16 protein-coding genes are annotated in these 14,117 nt (G+C 66.9%); 2 read left to right on the top strand and 14 right to left on the bottom strand.

All coding sequences use genetic code 11. The annotated features are described in order from the left end of the window. Positions 1-201: 201 nt before the first annotated feature. A complete protein-coding gene (locus ABIE19_RS05815) occupies positions 202-732 on the top strand; it encodes a superoxide dismutase family protein (RefSeq protein WP_435521137.1) in 531 nt (176 codons plus the stop codon). 10 nt (positions 733-742) lie between these two features. On the opposite strand, the gene ABIE19_RS05810 is transcribed toward ABIE19_RS05815, so the two are convergent. Further along, positions 743-1,306 (bottom strand): DUF1003 domain-containing protein, encoded by a 564-nt coding sequence (locus ABIE19_RS05810; RefSeq protein ID WP_354088177.1) that lies wholly within the window; start codon positions 1,304-1,306, stop codon positions 743-745. A 28-nt stretch (positions 1,307-1,334) separates the two neighbouring features. Next, positions 1,335-2,234 (bottom strand): DMT family transporter, encoded by a 900-nt coding sequence (locus tag ABIE19_RS05805; RefSeq protein WP_435521132.1) that lies wholly within the window; start codon positions 2,232-2,234, stop codon positions 1,335-1,337. 129 nt (positions 2,235-2,363) lie between these two features. Here ABIE19_RS05805 and ABIE19_RS05800 point away from each other — a divergent pair, with 129 nt between their 5' ends. Beyond that, positions 2,364-2,936 (top strand): nucleoside 2-deoxyribosyltransferase domain-containing protein, encoded by a 573-nt coding sequence (locus ABIE19_RS05800; RefSeq protein WP_354088176.1) that lies wholly within the window; start codon positions 2,364-2,366, stop codon positions 2,934-2,936. Here ABIE19_RS05800 and ABIE19_RS05795 read toward each other — a convergent pair. From ABIE19_RS05795 to ABIE19_RS05740, 12 genes are all read right to left on the bottom strand, one after another. Beyond that, positions 2,933-3,403 carry a DUF2269 family protein gene (locus ABIE19_RS05795; protein WP_354088175.1) on the bottom strand — a complete coding sequence of 157 codons (471 nt, stop codon included), beginning with the start codon at positions 3,401-3,403 and terminating at the stop codon, positions 2,933-2,935. The two genes, ABIE19_RS05800 and ABIE19_RS05795, sit on opposite strands and share 4 nt — an antisense overlap. Then, positions 3,400-4,707, bottom strand: a complete 1,308-nt coding sequence (locus ABIE19_RS05790; protein WP_354088174.1) for an SDR family oxidoreductase — start codon at positions 4,705-4,707, stop codon at positions 3,400-3,402. The genes ABIE19_RS05795 and ABIE19_RS05790 overlap by 4 nt, the downstream gene beginning before the upstream one ends. Before the next feature lie 4 nt (positions 4,708-4,711). Further along, positions 4,712-5,161 carry a thiol-disulfide oxidoreductase DCC family protein gene (locus ABIE19_RS05785; protein ID WP_354088173.1) on the bottom strand — a complete coding sequence of 150 codons (450 nt, stop codon included), beginning with the start codon at positions 5,159-5,161 and terminating at the stop codon, positions 4,712-4,714. A gap of 16 nt (positions 5,162-5,177) precedes the next feature. Next, positions 5,178-5,696, bottom strand: a complete 519-nt coding sequence (gene ssb, locus ABIE19_RS05780; RefSeq protein WP_354088172.1) for a single-stranded DNA-binding protein — start codon at positions 5,694-5,696, stop codon at positions 5,178-5,180. 95 nt (positions 5,697-5,791) lie between these two features. Next, positions 5,792-6,220 (bottom strand): hypothetical protein, encoded by a 429-nt coding sequence (locus ABIE19_RS05775; protein WP_354088171.1) that lies wholly within the window; start codon positions 6,218-6,220, stop codon positions 5,792-5,794. After that, positions 6,217-6,900: a hypothetical protein gene (locus ABIE19_RS05770; protein ID WP_354088169.1), complete on the bottom strand. Its 684-nt coding sequence runs from the start codon at positions 6,898-6,900 to the stop codon at positions 6,217-6,219. Before ABIE19_RS05770 ends, ABIE19_RS05775 begins: the two co-directional genes overlap by 4 nt. A 120-nt stretch (positions 6,901-7,020) precedes the next feature. Then, positions 7,021-9,711 (bottom strand): transcriptional regulator, encoded by a 2,691-nt coding sequence (locus ABIE19_RS05765; protein WP_354088168.1) that lies wholly within the window; start codon positions 9,709-9,711, stop codon positions 7,021-7,023. Between the two features lie 246 nt (positions 9,712-9,957). After that, a complete protein-coding gene (locus ABIE19_RS05760; RefSeq protein WP_354088167.1) occupies positions 9,958-10,839 on the bottom strand; it encodes a flagellin N-terminal helical domain-containing protein in 882 nt (293 codons plus the stop codon). Between the two features lie 132 nt (positions 10,840-10,971). After that, on the bottom strand, positions 10,972-11,214 hold the full coding sequence (locus ABIE19_RS05755) for a flagellar protein FlaG (RefSeq protein ID WP_354088166.1): 243 nt from the start codon (positions 11,212-11,214) through the stop codon (positions 10,972-10,974). Between the two features lie 114 nt (positions 11,215-11,328). After that, positions 11,329-12,135, bottom strand: a complete 807-nt coding sequence (locus ABIE19_RS05750) for a flagellin (protein ID WP_354088165.1) — start codon at positions 12,133-12,135, stop codon at positions 11,329-11,331. Positions 12,136-12,248: 113 nt separating this feature from the next. Further along, positions 12,249-13,061: a flagellin gene (locus tag ABIE19_RS05745; protein ID WP_354088164.1), complete on the bottom strand. Its 813-nt coding sequence runs from the start codon at positions 13,059-13,061 to the stop codon at positions 12,249-12,251. A 113-nt stretch (positions 13,062-13,174) separates the two neighbouring features. Then, positions 13,175-14,029 (bottom strand): flagellin, encoded by an 855-nt coding sequence (locus tag ABIE19_RS05740; protein ID WP_354088163.1) that lies wholly within the window; start codon positions 14,027-14,029, stop codon positions 13,175-13,177. Positions 14,030-14,117 lie beyond the last annotated feature (88 nt).

Below are 14,117 nucleotides of genomic sequence, written 5' to 3'. Positions count from 1 at the left end.
AATCGGAACGTGATCCGCTATTCCGGTTTCTAGCATCCAGGGGTCGTTGTGGCAAAGAAACGCCGCTGATATCCCCATGCCTAAAAGGACAGGAAAACCATGCGTCTGACCCTCGCCTCCCTTGCCGCCCTCGCCGCCGCTTCCGCCGTCGCCGCCGGGGCCTCGGCGCAGAGCTCCAGCCCGTCTCATGATCACGCCGCCATGGGCCACGCCGCGCATGCTCAGGCCGCCGCCGTCGATCATTCCGCCATGATTCCGCGCGCCACGCCCGGCCAGACGGCCCAGGCCGCGATCATCAACGGCCAGGGCGCGGAAATCGGCAAGGCGACCCTGACGCAAGGCGCCACCGGCCTGTTGATCAAGGTCGAGACCACGGGCCTGACGCCCGGCTGGCACGGCATCCACATCCACGCCACGGGCCAGTGCGCCGCCCCCTTCACCTCGGCGGGCGCCCACATCAACCATACGGATCCGAAGACCCCGCACGGCCTGCTGAACGCTCAAGGCCCGGACGACGGCGACCTGCCCAACCTCTACGCCGCCGCCGACGGCTCGGCCCGCGGCGAGTTCTTCACCACCAAGGCCCGCATCAGCCAGGACGGCGCCGGCCAGTGGCTGTGGGACGCCGACGGCTCGGCCCTGGTGATCCACGCCAACCCCGACGATCACAGCAGCCAGCCTATCGGCGGCGCGGGCGATCGCGTGGCCTGCGCGGTGCTGTCGGCTCGCTAAGAATCGGGCGTCAGGCCGGCCTTTCGTCGGCCTGACGCTTCACCAGTTGGGTCAGGATCTCGATCTGCTCCTGCTGACGCAGGATCAGGTCCTGCATCTGACGGTCACGCATTTCGTCCAGCTTCTCATGCAGGGCCATGATCTCGATCTCGGCCTTCAGATTGACCTCATAGTCGTTGGCGGCGTCCAGACGATCGCGAGCCGCCTGACGATTCTGGCTCATCATGATGATCGGCGCCTGCACCGCCGCCAGCATCGACAGCACCAGGTTCAGGAAGATGAACGGATAGGGGTCGAACGCCTCTTTTCGCAGCGCCAGGTTCAGTCCGGTCCAGGCCAGCAGACTCAGGGCGAACAGGCTGATGAAGGCCCACGAGCCTCCGAACGAGGCGACACGGTCCGCCAGCCTCTCTCCAAAGGTCGACGCGGTGCTGATCCCCGCGTTGACGTCGCGCGACACAGGCTGTCGGGCGCTGGCCCGTTCGATGACGCGCCGTTCCGCCTCCGCCAGTTCCCTGGACGACTTTCCGAACCAGCGGCGCGACAGATGCTCGGGATCGTGGGCGTGGCTCATGCTCAAACTCCGACGTTGAGCCGGTAGTTCAAGCCTTGGCGGCCCCGGCGCGCAAGCCGCGTTCGGCCAGGGCGACGGTCACCACCCCGCCCAGGGCGATGGCCACACCTGTGACGATCTGCGGCGTCAGGACGTCGCCCATCCACAGCCAGCCGATCAGGATGGAGACCAAGGGCGACCCCAGAAGATAGGGCGTCACCCGTCCCGCCTCGCGCCGCTGCACCAGCCAGAAGACCAGGCTGGTGGCGAAGACGGACGAGACCAGCCCCGCCCACAACAGCGTCCCCCAGACCAGGGGCGGCGCCGTCTGGGCCGCCTCCCACTGTCCGGTCTCGAACAGGGCGGACCCCAGGGCCAGGGTCGGAAACGCCATCAGGGCCAGCAGCCCCTGCATCTTCAACGGCGGGATGGAGGTCGTACGCCGTGCGATCACCGTCGTCAGCGCCCAGGCCGACGCCCCCAGCGCTCCGACCAGGATGGCCCTCCAATCCTGCAGAGCATGGGCGTCCAGGGTCATCCAGGCCACGCCGACGAAGGCGATGACCAGGCCGACCGCCGCCCCGCGCGACAGACGCTCGCCCAGCATCAAGAAGGCGAACAGGGAGGTCAGGGGAATCCACAACTGGGTCGCCACAGTCACCGGACTGACGTCATTGGCCAGCCAATAGGCCAGATAGATCAGGCCATAGTGGATCGGACCGCCCACCACGGCGATGATCAGCAGGCTCTTCCAGTTCGGAAAGGGCGGCCGCACGAACCAGACAAGGCAGGCGGCGGCTATGCCGAAACGCAGGGCGCCGACCATCAGGGGCGGCATGAACTCGGTCGCGACCTTGGCCGCGGCGTTGTTCACCCCCCAGATCAGCATGACCGCGACGATGGCGGCGATCTCGAGCAGGCTAAGCGGGGAATGGCGTTGGCTGGTCACGCTCCTCTGATGCCACAGGCGACGTCACTTGGCCCCTCACGTTCGATGACCGCTCTTTTCCGTTAGGCCTGCCTGCCCTTTGCGATCAGGAATGCTATGCCCCCGAAGGTTGAAGATGGGACTGAACCGATGCCGAAAACCCTGGTCGCGCTGACCCTGGCCGTCGCCGCTCTGGCGGCGCCTGCCCTCGCCCAGACGCCGCGCACCGGTCCGACCGTCGTGACCTCGCCCCAGCCCCTGCCCATCGACGCCCCGCGCCCGCGCGTCTTCCTGGGCGGCAGCATCGACATGGGCGGCGCGCCCGACTGGCAGGCCGCGATGACCTCGGCCCTGTCCGACATGGACGTGACCATCCTGAATCCTCGCCGCCCGGACTGGAATCCCGACTGGCGGCCCGAAGCCGACGAACCCGAGTTCCGCCGTCAGGTCGAATGGGAGTTGGCGGCCCTGGAATCCGCCGACGTCATCGTCATGTACTTTGCACCGGGCACGCAAAGTCCCATCAGCCTGCTGGAAATGGGCCTGCACGCGCGCGGCGGAAAACTGGTCGTCCTGGCTCCCGAGGGCTTCTGGCGAAAGGGCAATGTCGACATCACGGCCCAGGCCTATGGCGTCAGGCAGGTGCGGACCATGGCGGAACTGACCGCCGCCGTGCGTGAACGCTTGGCCAAGGCCGCGACCGAAGGCCGGTTCGCCCGCTAGAAGACAGGCTTGGCCACCATCAGGGCGTAGACCGCGATCACGCCCGCGAAGGCCGGCCAGCCCAGGGCGAACCAGGCCATGAACAGGCGGTGATACAGGGGCGGCAGGGACGCTCCGTCCCGCGCCGCCTGCTCGGCCAGCCGCGTCATCCGCCACTGGATCCACACCACCGGCAACCAGCAGACGCCGATCAGGACGTAGAGAACATAGGCCGCGACCAGCCACGGCTCCGTCAGGGCGTAACCCTGCAGATGGATCAGGGCCAGACCGCTGAGCGGCTGGATCACGACGGCGGTCGAGGTGAAGACGAAGTCGGCCAGCACCACCATCCGCCCGACCGAGGCTATGGTGCGCGGGTCCTTGGTCATGTGGGCGCGCAGCATGAAGAAGGCGATGCCCGCCCCCGTGCCGAACAGGACCGCGCCCGACAGGATGTGGGCGATCTTCAGGATCAGATGGGCCGTCATCGCCGCGCATCCGTCGCCGCCACGAACAGGCACAGGGCCATCATAGGCAGCACCTTCAGCCACGGCCCCAGCGGATCGACCCAGTAGTGCGGCAGACTGAGCGTCCCCGCGATCAGGTAGCCGATGGTCGACAGGAACATGATGACGGCCACGCGCGCCGTCCATGGGCGCACGAACAGGGCCAGTCCCAACACCACGTCCAGCAACGCGCCCCACCAGGCGATCGGCACAGCCCAGCGCCCGAGGCCGCCCTCGTGCAGAACGGCCAGGGCGTCGTTCCAGCCCGGCCCGAAGCTGATCAGGCCGGTGATCAGCCAGAACAGACCCAGGGTCAGGATCGACACCGGCCGCACGAACCACAGCCGCGCGTGCCAGACATCCTGAACCGAGGCCGGCGTCTCGGCCAGAAAGCGCGAGAAGCCGCTCGCCTGAACGCCCAGACGTTCCACCCAGCCGCTGTCCCGACCGGACACGTCATGATCCATCTGACGGATCGCCGTGGTGCGGATCGGCGAGGACCAGCCCAGCCGGCCCAACAGGTCGCCGATCACCAGGGCCGGCGCCGCAAGCATGCGAGGAACGCGGAGCACCGGAGCGGGGGCCAAGCCCAACCAGCCGCGGTAAAGGCGCACGGTCTCGACCATGGTCACAGCCTCGGGTCCCGGCATGTCGAAGGTCTCGCGGTTCGGCGCGTCCGGCTTCAGCGCCGCGATGACGGCGGCGCCGAGCTCGCCCAGGGCGATGGGCCGGAAGATCTGGTCGCCGCCGACCACGGGGCTGAACAGAGGAAAGGCCGCCAAGGCCCGGATCAGGCCCGTTCCGCCAAAGGCCGTGCGGTCCACCACCAGCGACGGCCGCAGGATCAACCAGTCCAGGGCGCTGCCCTCGACCAGACGCTCGGTCTCGGCCTTGGTGCGGGCGTAGGCCGTACCCGCCGCGTCGTCCGCGCCCACGGCTGAAATGTGGATCAGACGCCGCACTCCCGCGCGTTCGCAGGCGGCGATAAGCGCGCGCGGACCGTCGACATGGGCCAGGCGGGTGCTGTCCCCTGCTCCGTCCTGCAAGACGCCGACGCAGTTGATCACGGCGTCCACGCCGTCCAGCAAGGGCGCCCAGGCCTCGACCGTCGTCAGTCGGGCGAAATCAGCGGAGACCCAGTCGAACGCCGGCGCCCGTCGCGCGGCCTCGGCGGGACGGCGGGCGCCGGCGCGAACCGACCAGCCCTCGCGCGACAAGGCGGCGGCCAGATGCGAGCCGATGAATCCATTGGCTCCCAGAACGAGAACCCGTCGCCCTTCGGTCATTCGCTCATCCCAGAATTCGGTCTTTGATACCCGCCCCCGAGGGCGGCAGGGCGCACCAGGCCTGGCCCGGAAACCGCCGCCGGTACCGCGCGACCAGGCCATAGGCGAAGTCGCGGATCGGTCGACGGATCAGCCGAGCCGCCACGGCGGCGCGATAAGGAAACGGCAACGACGCCGCCAGATGCAGCACCCCGTCCGAGCGGCTGATCGCGCGTCCGTCCTCGATCACCAGCATGGTCGAGGGATCGTCGGGCGACAGGCCGTAGTGGAGCAGCAGGGCCTGGCCCAGGTCCGACTGCGTCGGCGCCAGACGAAAACGCGGACCATGCTTCAGCAGGGTCCGCGCGGAATGGGAGCAGAGGGCGCACTCGCCGTCGAACAGGACCAGCGGCCGGTCGTCCGGAAAGGACGGCACGGCCGGGTCGTCGCGGTAACTGTAAGCCCCCCGGCCCACGTCGTTCAGAAGGCTCTTAGAACGGAATGTCGTCGTTCAGGTCGTAGCTTTCCTTAGGCCCCGACGGCTTGTTGGCGCCGCCGCCGGTCGAGAAGCCCGAGGAGTAGTCGTCGTCGCGACCGCCGCCGCCGCTGTAACCACCGCGATCGCCGCCGCCGTAACCACCGCCTTGGCCGCCGTCGTTACGACCGCCCAGCATGGTCAGGGTGCCGTTGAAGCGCTGCAGCACGATCTCGGTCGAATACTTCTCGACGCCCTGCTGGTCGGTCCATTTGCGGGTCTGGAGCGAGCCCTCGATGTAGACCGTCGAGCCCTTCTTCAGATAGTTCTCGGCCACCTTGACGATGTTCTCGTTGAAGATGACGACCGAGTGCCACTCGGTCTTCTCCTTGCGCTCGCCTGTGCTCTTGTCGCGCCACTGCTCCGAAGTCGCGATACGCAGGGAGGCCACGCGGTCGCCGTTGTTCAGCGAGCGGATTTCCGGGTCGCGACCCAGATTGCCGATGAGGATGACCTTGTTGACGCTGCCGGCCATGACCGATGTCCTTTATCTTGTTCTTCTTGCCGCTGATCCCTAGCCGAGATTAACGGAACGTTCCAGTTTTGTTCACACCCAAACGGGCGAGACGTCTAGTTGGGGGCCACAGCCACGGGGCGGCCGTCGATCTGGCGTTGGATGGCGCCGGGAATGGCCAGACGACCGTCGCCCGTTCGAGCCAGGGCGAAATAGCGCTGGCCTGTCAGGGACTTGCCGAACTGCACGCCCTTGCGGTCGATGAAGATGAACTGCCCCTGATAGGCGCCGATCATGTCCTGAGCGCTGCCGCCCAGACGCAGGAAGCGCAGGCGCATCTCCTCCAGGCGGGCGGCGCAGAATTCGATCTGCGGCTGTTCGCGCGCCAGGACATTGATGCGCGGCGGCGACTTGCCGTCCTCGGCCGGGACCACGTGGTAGCAGACGCCCTCGTCGCGCGGCGCCTCGACCGCATTGGAACTGCAGCCTGCGGCGAGCACGGCGGTCAGACTCAGGGCGGCGACGGCGAAAAACTTGCGGCTCATCGGCCCAGCTCCGGGAACTGACAGCTCCGATCCTGTTGCGCCAGGGTGCGGAAGCGGGTGTTGTCGCCCGACTGCTCCACCCGACGCGGGACCAGGCGCAGGGTCACGTCGCCCCAGCGGCCGTACAGAGCCTCGCCCGGACGGACGCAGGTGCCGGCGTACAGGGCCTGGACGCAGGCGTTCAGGCTCATGCCGTTGGACACGGCGCGCCATTCCGAGCCCGTATGACGCAGGCAGGCCGTGGCTGACGCCTGGCTGGGCGCGGGTGCGCTTTCCACGGGTTCCGCGCCCCTGTCTGAAGGCGGCGCGACCTCGATCGGAGGCGATGCCGGAAGCTCGGGCGGAGGGGCGAAGGCGGCGGTCGGCGCGGCGGCCAGGGCCCCCGTCGCGTCCAGCCCCACGTCCAGGGCGCTGGTGGCCACGCCGTTGCGGCGGGCGCAATCGGCCAAGGTCGCCATGCCGACGAACTGACCGTTGACGAAGCAGCGCAGTTCGCGCGCCGGCTCCAGGGTCGGCGCCTCGGCCAGGTCGATGGTCAGGCCGCCCTTGGAGGCGGGCGGAGCCTCGACCGGCGCGTCTCCACGCCCGCCGCTGAAGACCATGGCCGCTGCGACGGCCGCCACGACGGCCACCCCGCCGCCGGCGATCAGGACGATGCGATTGTCTTTCGGAAAGGCCATTCGGGACTCAACGCCGGTGAAGCCCCCAATAACCCCGGCGGCCCGCCATGCGTCAACCGAAAGCGCGGCCCGCCGCCCTTTCAGCCTGATCGGCTGGGGAGAAGTCGCCTCGCGCCGGCGTCAGCCCGTCAATCGAGCCAGGGCGGCCTGGTAGTTGGCCAGTTGCGCCTTGAGATAGGCCGGCGCCTGTCCGGTCGGCTTGGGCTTGCTGCTGTCGGGGTCCAGGGCCTTGTAGGCGTCGCGCAAAGCCTTGATCGCCAACTGGATGGTGCTGGTCGCCGCCTTGGCCGCCTCGGCGTCCTTCAGGCTCAGGCTCTTGGGCAGGTCCACGCCGAAGGTCTTCAACTCGCTCTTGCTGGGGCCGATATAGCCGGGCGTCAGTCCCAGACCGGCCAGGGCGTCGCGCCCCGCCTCCCCCGCCCGCAGGACCGCGCCTTCGCGGCCGTCGGCATAGGTGATGGACAGGCGCTGCACGCCGCCCGCCGTGATCTTGGTGTCGCCGTCCAGGCCCGTGACATGGTCCTTGTCGGTCTTGATCGTGACCTTGAGGGTCCGGCCCGACGCCGTTTCGATCTTGCGCGCCAGGGTCTGCAGGGTCTCCTTGGCGTCGATGGTCACGGCGACCGAACGCCCGGTCGTGCCGGAGGTGACATAGAAGCGATCACCGGCCCGCAGCGAGGTGGCGTCCACCAGTTGCTTGGAATCCGACTGCGGAATCTCGCCCTGCGGCAGACCCAGCCGATCCAGGACGCTGGCCCCGCCCGAGGCCACGGCGATGGTCGTCGGCGCGGCCTGACGATCCGCGCCCGTCCAGGTCTGGCTCCATTCCACCGCGCCCGTCGTGGGGTTGAGGCGCGCCAGATAGCCCGAGGTCGGGTCCTCGGCTTTGGCCCCGACCGCGCGATCCGAAATCCCGGTCAGCCAGACCTTGCCGTCGACGATCTTCACATCGGCGGCGGTGTCGTCGCCCGCCCCGCCGTAATAGGTCAGCCGGTCGTTGGCCGAGGCGCTCAGGTCGCTGTTGATCACGGCGACGAAGGCGTCCGTGCCGCCGGAATGGGCCTTGTTGACCTGGCCGATGTCCAGGGCGCCGTTGCGCGTCGTTCCGGCCAAGACCACCTGGCCGTTGACCACCGAAATGCCCGCGACCTCGCCGCTGGCGTGGCCCAGATCCCGGCTGGATAGAAGCGTCGGCGACCCCGTGGCGTCGACCTGGAACTGGCGCACCACCATGCGGCCGTTCTCGACCCCGGCGGTATAGAGCTTGTCTCCGACCGTGGTCATGGCCTGGACGCTGTCGTCCCCGGCCGTGCCGAACTGGTTGATCCCCGTGGCCGAGGCGGTGATCGGCGCCAGGCTGTGAATCTGGTTCTCGCTGAAGGCCTGGACATAGCCGTCCCAACCGCCTGATCCGAGCGCGCCCGGCATGGAGGACTGCGAGCGCCCGGCGACATAGACGCGACCATCGGCGCCGAACGACACGGCCGTGGCCTCATCCGCGGCCTTGGCGCCGCGACGCTGGGTCCATTGCTCCACGCCCTTGGCGTCGAACACGGTTACGAAACTGTCGGCCAGATTGGCGTCCGCGCCCGCCGCGCCGGGAACCAGCGCGCCCGTCACGGACCCCGCCACGGCCACCCGGCCGTCAGCGCCCACGGCTATGGCGTAGCCGCTGGCCTTCGAGGCGGCGCCCAGGGCCCGGCTGAGCACGACCTTGCCCGCCGAATCCAGCTTCATCAGGACCACGTCGCCCTGCCCCTTGATCGGCTGGGTCGAGGTTCCGGCGCTGATGTCGGCGACGATCCACATGGACCCGTCCGGCCCCGTGGCGCTGGCGCGCACGGTCTCCACCCCGTCCGGCAGACCCGACTGACCGATCTGTCCGTCGACCCAGAAAGCCTGCCCACTGGTCTGGCCCGCGCCTTCCTGGAATTTCAGGACCTCATGGCCGCCGCTCTTGCCGACGCCCTGCACCACATAGACGGCGTCGGACGAGGTCACCGGCGTGAAGCTGACCTTTTCATAGGACACGCCCTGAAGGTTCAGCGCCCATTTGTCGGGACCGGCCGGCAGGGTGATGGTCTTGTCGCCGCTCTTGATGACCCGAGGCTCGGACGGCAGTTGTTCGCGACCCATGCGGGTCTCGACCCCGGCCGCTTCCAGCTTGCCGTTTATGAAGGCCGTCACCGACTGCAGCGTGCGAGGCTCGCTTCCCATCTCGGTCAGGTCGACGGCGACGACCTTGTCCCCGCCCGCCCTCTTGATGGTGATGTTGAACTTCACGTCGCCCTGGAAGGCGGCCACCTCGTCCGTGACGGCGCCCGTGTGGATCGCCCCGGTGACGTACTTGGCCGTATCGCGCGGCACGGCGGCGCCGGTCTGTGCCTTGGTTTCCGACTTGCCCTGGACGATCCGCACGCCGTCGAACTTGGCCTCGCCCAGATAGGCGGCGATTTCCGCCAGGCCGGCGTCCATGCGCGTCGTCAGCTGCGACCGCTCCAGGGCGGTCAGATTCTTTTGCCCGGCGCGATCCGCGACCGCCTCCAGCATGGAGAGGCCCTGATACATGGCGAAGATCTTGCGATAGTCGCCGGCCGAGGCGTTCTTCACGTCGAGGGTCGTATTGCCCTCGTTGACGAGACGTCGGCCGCTAAGCGCCGCGCGCAGCAGGTCGGACTGGCTCTGCGGCTTGACCGAAGTGGACCAGGGCGCGGTCGGTTGCTTCTTCACGGCGGTCGGCGTCGAGCCCAACCCTCCGGAGAAGGTCGAAGTCCCGCCGTACAAACCCAGAAGATAGCTGTTGTTGATCACAGTCCGACGCTCCTGCGTTCAGTCTGCCGCCAAGCTGGTAACGAAGTGTTTAAGATTGCATCCGGAACAGCGAGGATTAACCTCCCGTTCCAAGGAACCACTGGCAAGGGGATCATACGCCCATGTCGTACGTGCGTTGGTTGCTTCTGAGACTGGCCAGCCTTTACGGGCTGATGCCGCGCCCGGTGAAGCGCAAGCCGCCGCCGATTTCCCTCGGCCACGGCCTGCCCCGATCCCTCAGATAGGTCAGCCCTTGAACAGGGACAGGATGATCTGCGGCGCCTGGTTGGCGATCGACAGAGCCTGGGCGCCGAGCTGCTGCTGGACCTGAAGCGCCTGCAGGCGGGCGCTTTCCTTGGCCATGTCGGCGTCCACCAGGTTGCCGATGCCGACCTCGAGCGAATCCATCAGCTTGCTGACGAAGATATTGTGCTTTTCGATCTGCTTGGACTGAGCGCCCAGTTCAGCGAGGCGGGCGTTGGCGGTGTCCAGGGCGGCGACGACGGCCGTGAAGGCCTCCTGCGCGTTTTCCTGCGTGTCCAGCAGAGGCGGGCCGGCCGGGCGAGCCGTAACCACCGGCGGGCCAGCGCTGGCGGCCCGCGCCGCCAGTTGCAGGCCGACGCCGTTCAGCGTCAGGTTCTGGCGGTTCATCGAAATGGTTTCCGTGGCGCTGACGTTGGCCAGGAAGTCCAACGGCGTGGTGCTGAGGCCGTTCAGGATGTTCTCGCCGTCGAAGGTGGCGTTCTTCGCGAAGGAATCCAGCGACTTCAGCAGCGACTGGAACTCGTCGTTATAGGCCTTGCGCGATGCGGCGGTGGCGGAAGGGTCGGCGGCCGCCGTCGCCTTTTCACGAAGTTCGATCAGCAGGTCGGAGATCTGCGCCCCGGCGGCCAGCGACACGTCGGCCAGGGAGGTGGCCCGGTTCATGCTGGTCTTGACGGATTCAAGCGCACCCGTGTCGGCGCGCTGGTTCTGGGCGATGGCCCAGGTGGCGGCGTTGTCCTTGGCGCCCTGGACCTTCAGGCCCGTGTTCACACGCCCCTGGGTCGCGGCCAGCTTGCTGTTTGTCGAATTGAGGTTCTGGAGCGCGACGAGCGCGGAGGCATTGGTGAGAACGCTGTTAGACATGGCTTCTAGCCCCAGTTCAAATTCTGGTGGCCAGAATGCGCATGATTCCTGAGCGTATGGTTAACGGCGCGGAAACCAAGATATCGCCGCCCGGCGAGCCGGCGGCGTGAAAAGTTCGAACTGGCCACGCGATCAGACCTTGGTCTTGATCACTTCGCCCGCGCCATAGGTCGGGCTGGCGCTCATCTTCACGACCTCTTCGCGCGGCAGTTGTCGGATGACTTCACCCGTGACGCGATCCAAGGTCTTGTAAACAAAGCCGTTCGGCCCTTCTTCGATCGTCAGCCGATAGCGCCCGGCGTCAGGCTCGGCCTGCACTGGCTTCGGCTGCGCCTCGACGCCCTGACCATAGGCGTCGGGCTGAACAAGGGTCACGCTCGGCAATCTTGCGACATTATCCGCCATTTCTCCTCAACGCGGCGACGCCGCGCCTCCTGTCTCCAGCGTGCGAGCGGGGGCGAGCCCGAAGACCCGCCCCCGACCACATTATTAACGGAACAGGCCGAGCAGGACCGAGCTCGACTGGTTCGCGATCGACAGCGCCTGCACGCCCAGCTGTTGCTTGGTCTGCAGGGCGGTCAGCTTGGCGCTTTCCTTGGCCAGGTCGGCGTCCACCAGATTGCCGACGCCGACTTCAAGCGCGTCCTGCATCTTGCTGGTGAAGCTGAGCGAGCGCTCCAGCGACTTCGACTTGGTGCCCAGGGAGCCCAGTTCGGCCGTGAAGGCCTTCAGAGCCGTATCCACGGCCGCAGCCGTGGCGCCTGCGCGGGCAATCCCGCCGCCGGCCGTCGCCACCGTAGTGGCCGCACCGGTAGCCTTCAGGGTGAACAGGTCGGTCGAACCCGTGCCCGTCTTCACCTGAATGTCCGCGGCCGCGACCGAGAACAGGTTGACGCCGTCGAAGCTGGCGCCGCCCAGCGCCTTGGTGATTTCATTGCCGAGGGCGTTGAAGTCAGCCAGGTAGGCGGTTTCGGCGGCCGAACCGGCGACCGAGGATTCAATCGCCACCGCCAGGCTCTTCTGCTCTTCAAGCGCCTTGGTGATGGTTTCGCCGGCGGCCAGGGCCACGTCGACGATCGATTGGCCGCGCTGCATCGACTGCTTCACGGCGTCCAGGGCGCCCATTTCGGCGCGCTGGTTGGTGGCGATGGCGAAGATGGCGCCGTTGTCCTTGGCGGACGACACCTTCTGGCCGGTGTTCACACGATTTTGCGTCACCGCGAGGTCACGGCTCGTGTTGTTCAGGTTTTGCAGAGCAATCAGAGCGCCTGCGTTGGTATTGATGCTGTTGGCCATTTTGGCTTTTCCTTCTTTGTCTTTGACAGGTCCGACGCCGTTTTGGCGCTCGGGAGCGTTCTGCTCGGGGTCGTCTCATCAGGGGCGGAGCCGAGGCCCCGCCCCTAATCGGGTTAGCGGAACAGGCCGAGCAGGATCGAGCTCGACTGGTTCGCGATCGACAGCGCCTGCACGCCCAGTTGTTGCTTGGTCTGCAGGGCCGTCAGCTTGGCGCTTTCCTTGGCCAGGTCGGCGTCCACCAGGTTGCCGACGCCCACTTCAAGCGCGTCCTGCATCTTGCTGGTGAAGTTGAGCGACCGCTCCAACGACTTGGATTTGGTGCCCAGGGCGCCCAGTTCAGCCGTGAAAGCCTTCAGAGCCGTATCGACGATAGCCGCCGTGGCGCCGGCCCGAAGGACCGAACCACCCGCCGTCGTCACCGCCGTAGCGGCGGTCGAGGCCGCCTTCAGGGTGAAGATGTCGCCCGCAGCGGTGCCCGTCTTGACGCTGATGGCGTCAGCCGTCGTCGCCGAGAACAGGTTGACGCCGTCGAAGGTGGCGCCGGCCAGGGCCTTGGTGATTTCATTGCCCAGGGCGTTGAAGTCAGCCAGGTAGGCTTTCTCGGCGTCGGAACCGGCGACCGAGGATTCAATCGCCACCGCCAGGCTCTTCTGCTCTTCAAGCGCCTTGGTGATGGTTTCGCCGGCAGCCAGGGCCACGTCGACGATCGATTGGCCGCGTTGCATCGACTGCTTCACGGCGTCCAGGGCGCCCATCTCGGCGCGCTGGTTGGTGGCGATGGCGAAGATGGCGCCGTTGTCCTTGGCGGACGACACCTTCTGGCCGGTGTTCACACGATTTTGCGTCACCGCGAGGTCACGGCTCGTGTTGTTCAGGTTTTGCAGGGCGATCAGGGCGCCTGCGTTGGTATTGATGCTGTTGGCCATTTTGGCTTTTCCTTCTTTGTCTTTGACAGGTCCGACGCCGTTTTGGCGGTCGGGAGCGTTCTGCTCGGGGTCGTCTCATCAGGGGCGGAGCCGAGGCCCCGCCCCTAATCGGGTTAACGGAACAGGCCGAGCAGGATCGAGCTCGACTGGTTCGCGATCGACAGCGCCTGCACGCCCAGCTGTTGCTTGGTCTGCAGGGCCGTCAGCTTGGCGCTTTCCTTGGCCAGATCGGCATCCACCAGGTTGCCGACGCCGACTTCAAGCGCGTCCTGCATCTTGCTGGTGAAGTTGAGCGACCGCTCCAACGACTTCGACTTGGTGCCCAGGGCGCCCAGTTCAGCCGTGAAGGTCTTGATGGCTCCGTCGACGGCGGCCGTCAGACCCGTCAGGGTCGTCCTTTCACCGACGGTCGGCGCACTATAGTCAGCCACGGTGACGGCCGTGGTGGTGGCCACGGTGGTCGCTGCAGCCGCCGCGGCGCCGCCCTTCAGGTTGAAGCTGTCGGTCGCGCCCGTGCCGGTCTTGACGCTGATAGGGGCGCCGGCGGCCGTCGCGTCCGTGAACAGGTTCACGCCGTCGAAGGTCGCTCCGGCCAGGGCCTTGGTGATTTCAGCGCCCAGGGCGTTGTAATCGGTGACATAGGCCTTCAGGGCGTCGCCGCTCGCATTGGAGATGGCGACCGCCAGGCTCTTCTGCTCCTCCAGCGCCTTGACCACAGTCTCGCCGGCGGCCAGGGCCACGTCGACGATGGATTGACCGCGCTGCATCGAGTTCTTCACAGCGTCCAGAGCGCCCATTTCGGCGCGCTGGTTGGTGGCGATGGCGAAGATGGCGCCGTTATCCTTGGCGGACGACACCTTCTGACCTGTATTCACACGATTTTGCGTGATCGCGAGATCACGGCTCGTGTTGTTCAGGTTTTGCAGAGCAATAAGCGCGCCCGCATTGGTGTTGATGCTGTTTGCCATTTTGGCTTTTCCTTTGTTTTTTACATTTCCGACGTCGTTTTGGCGTCGCGAGCGTTCTGCTCAGGGTGGTCTCCTTCATCAAAAACGG

The sequence above is a fragment of the Brevundimonas faecalis genome (assembly GCF_040549405.1).
GTDB lineage: Bacteria > Pseudomonadota > Alphaproteobacteria > Caulobacterales > Caulobacteraceae > Brevundimonas > Brevundimonas faecalis.
Note: the sequence above shows the minus strand (reverse complement) of the source record. Positions and strands in the feature narration are given on the sequence as shown.

Coding starts and splice junctions, on each gene's coding strand:
- ABIE19_RS05775 (WP_354088171.1), bottom strand. CDS start 6,220: ATGAGCCGCAAGTTTTTCGCCGTCGCCGCCCTGAGTCTGACCGCCGTG.
- ABIE19_RS05760 (WP_354088167.1), bottom strand. CDS start 10,839: ATGTCTAACAGCGTTCTCACCAATGCCTCCGCGCTCGTCGCGCTCCAG.
- ssb (WP_354088172.1), bottom strand. CDS start 5,696: ATGGCCGGCAGCGTCAACAAGGTCATCCTCATCGGCAATCTGGGTCGC.
- ABIE19_RS05740 (WP_354088163.1), bottom strand. CDS start 14,029: ATGGCAAACAGCATCAACACCAATGCGGGCGCGCTTATTGCTCTGCAA.
- ABIE19_RS05800 (WP_354088176.1), top strand. CDS start 2,364: ATGCCGAAAACCCTGGTCGCGCTGACCCTGGCCGTCGCCGCTCTGGCG.
- ABIE19_RS05745 (WP_354088164.1), bottom strand. CDS start 13,061: ATGGCCAACAGCATCAATACCAACGCAGGCGCCCTGATCGCCCTGCAA.
- ABIE19_RS05810 (WP_354088177.1), bottom strand. CDS start 1,306: ATGAGCCACGCCCACGATCCCGAGCATCTGTCGCGCCGCTGGTTCGGA.
- ABIE19_RS05750 (WP_354088165.1), bottom strand. CDS start 12,135: ATGGCCAACAGCATCAATACCAACGCAGGCGCTCTGATTGCTCTGCAA.
- ABIE19_RS05795 (WP_354088175.1), bottom strand. CDS start 3,403: ATGACGGCCCATCTGATCCTGAAGATCGCCCACATCCTGTCGGGCGCG.
- ABIE19_RS05790 (WP_354088174.1), bottom strand. CDS start 4,707: ATGACCGAAGGGCGACGGGTTCTCGTTCTGGGAGCCAATGGATTCATC.
- ABIE19_RS05770 (WP_354088169.1), bottom strand. CDS start 6,900: ATGGCCTTTCCGAAAGACAATCGCATCGTCCTGATCGCCGGCGGCGGG.
- ABIE19_RS05815 (WP_435521137.1), top strand. CDS start 202: ATGGGCCACGCCGCGCATGCTCAGGCCGCCGCCGTCGATCATTCCGCC.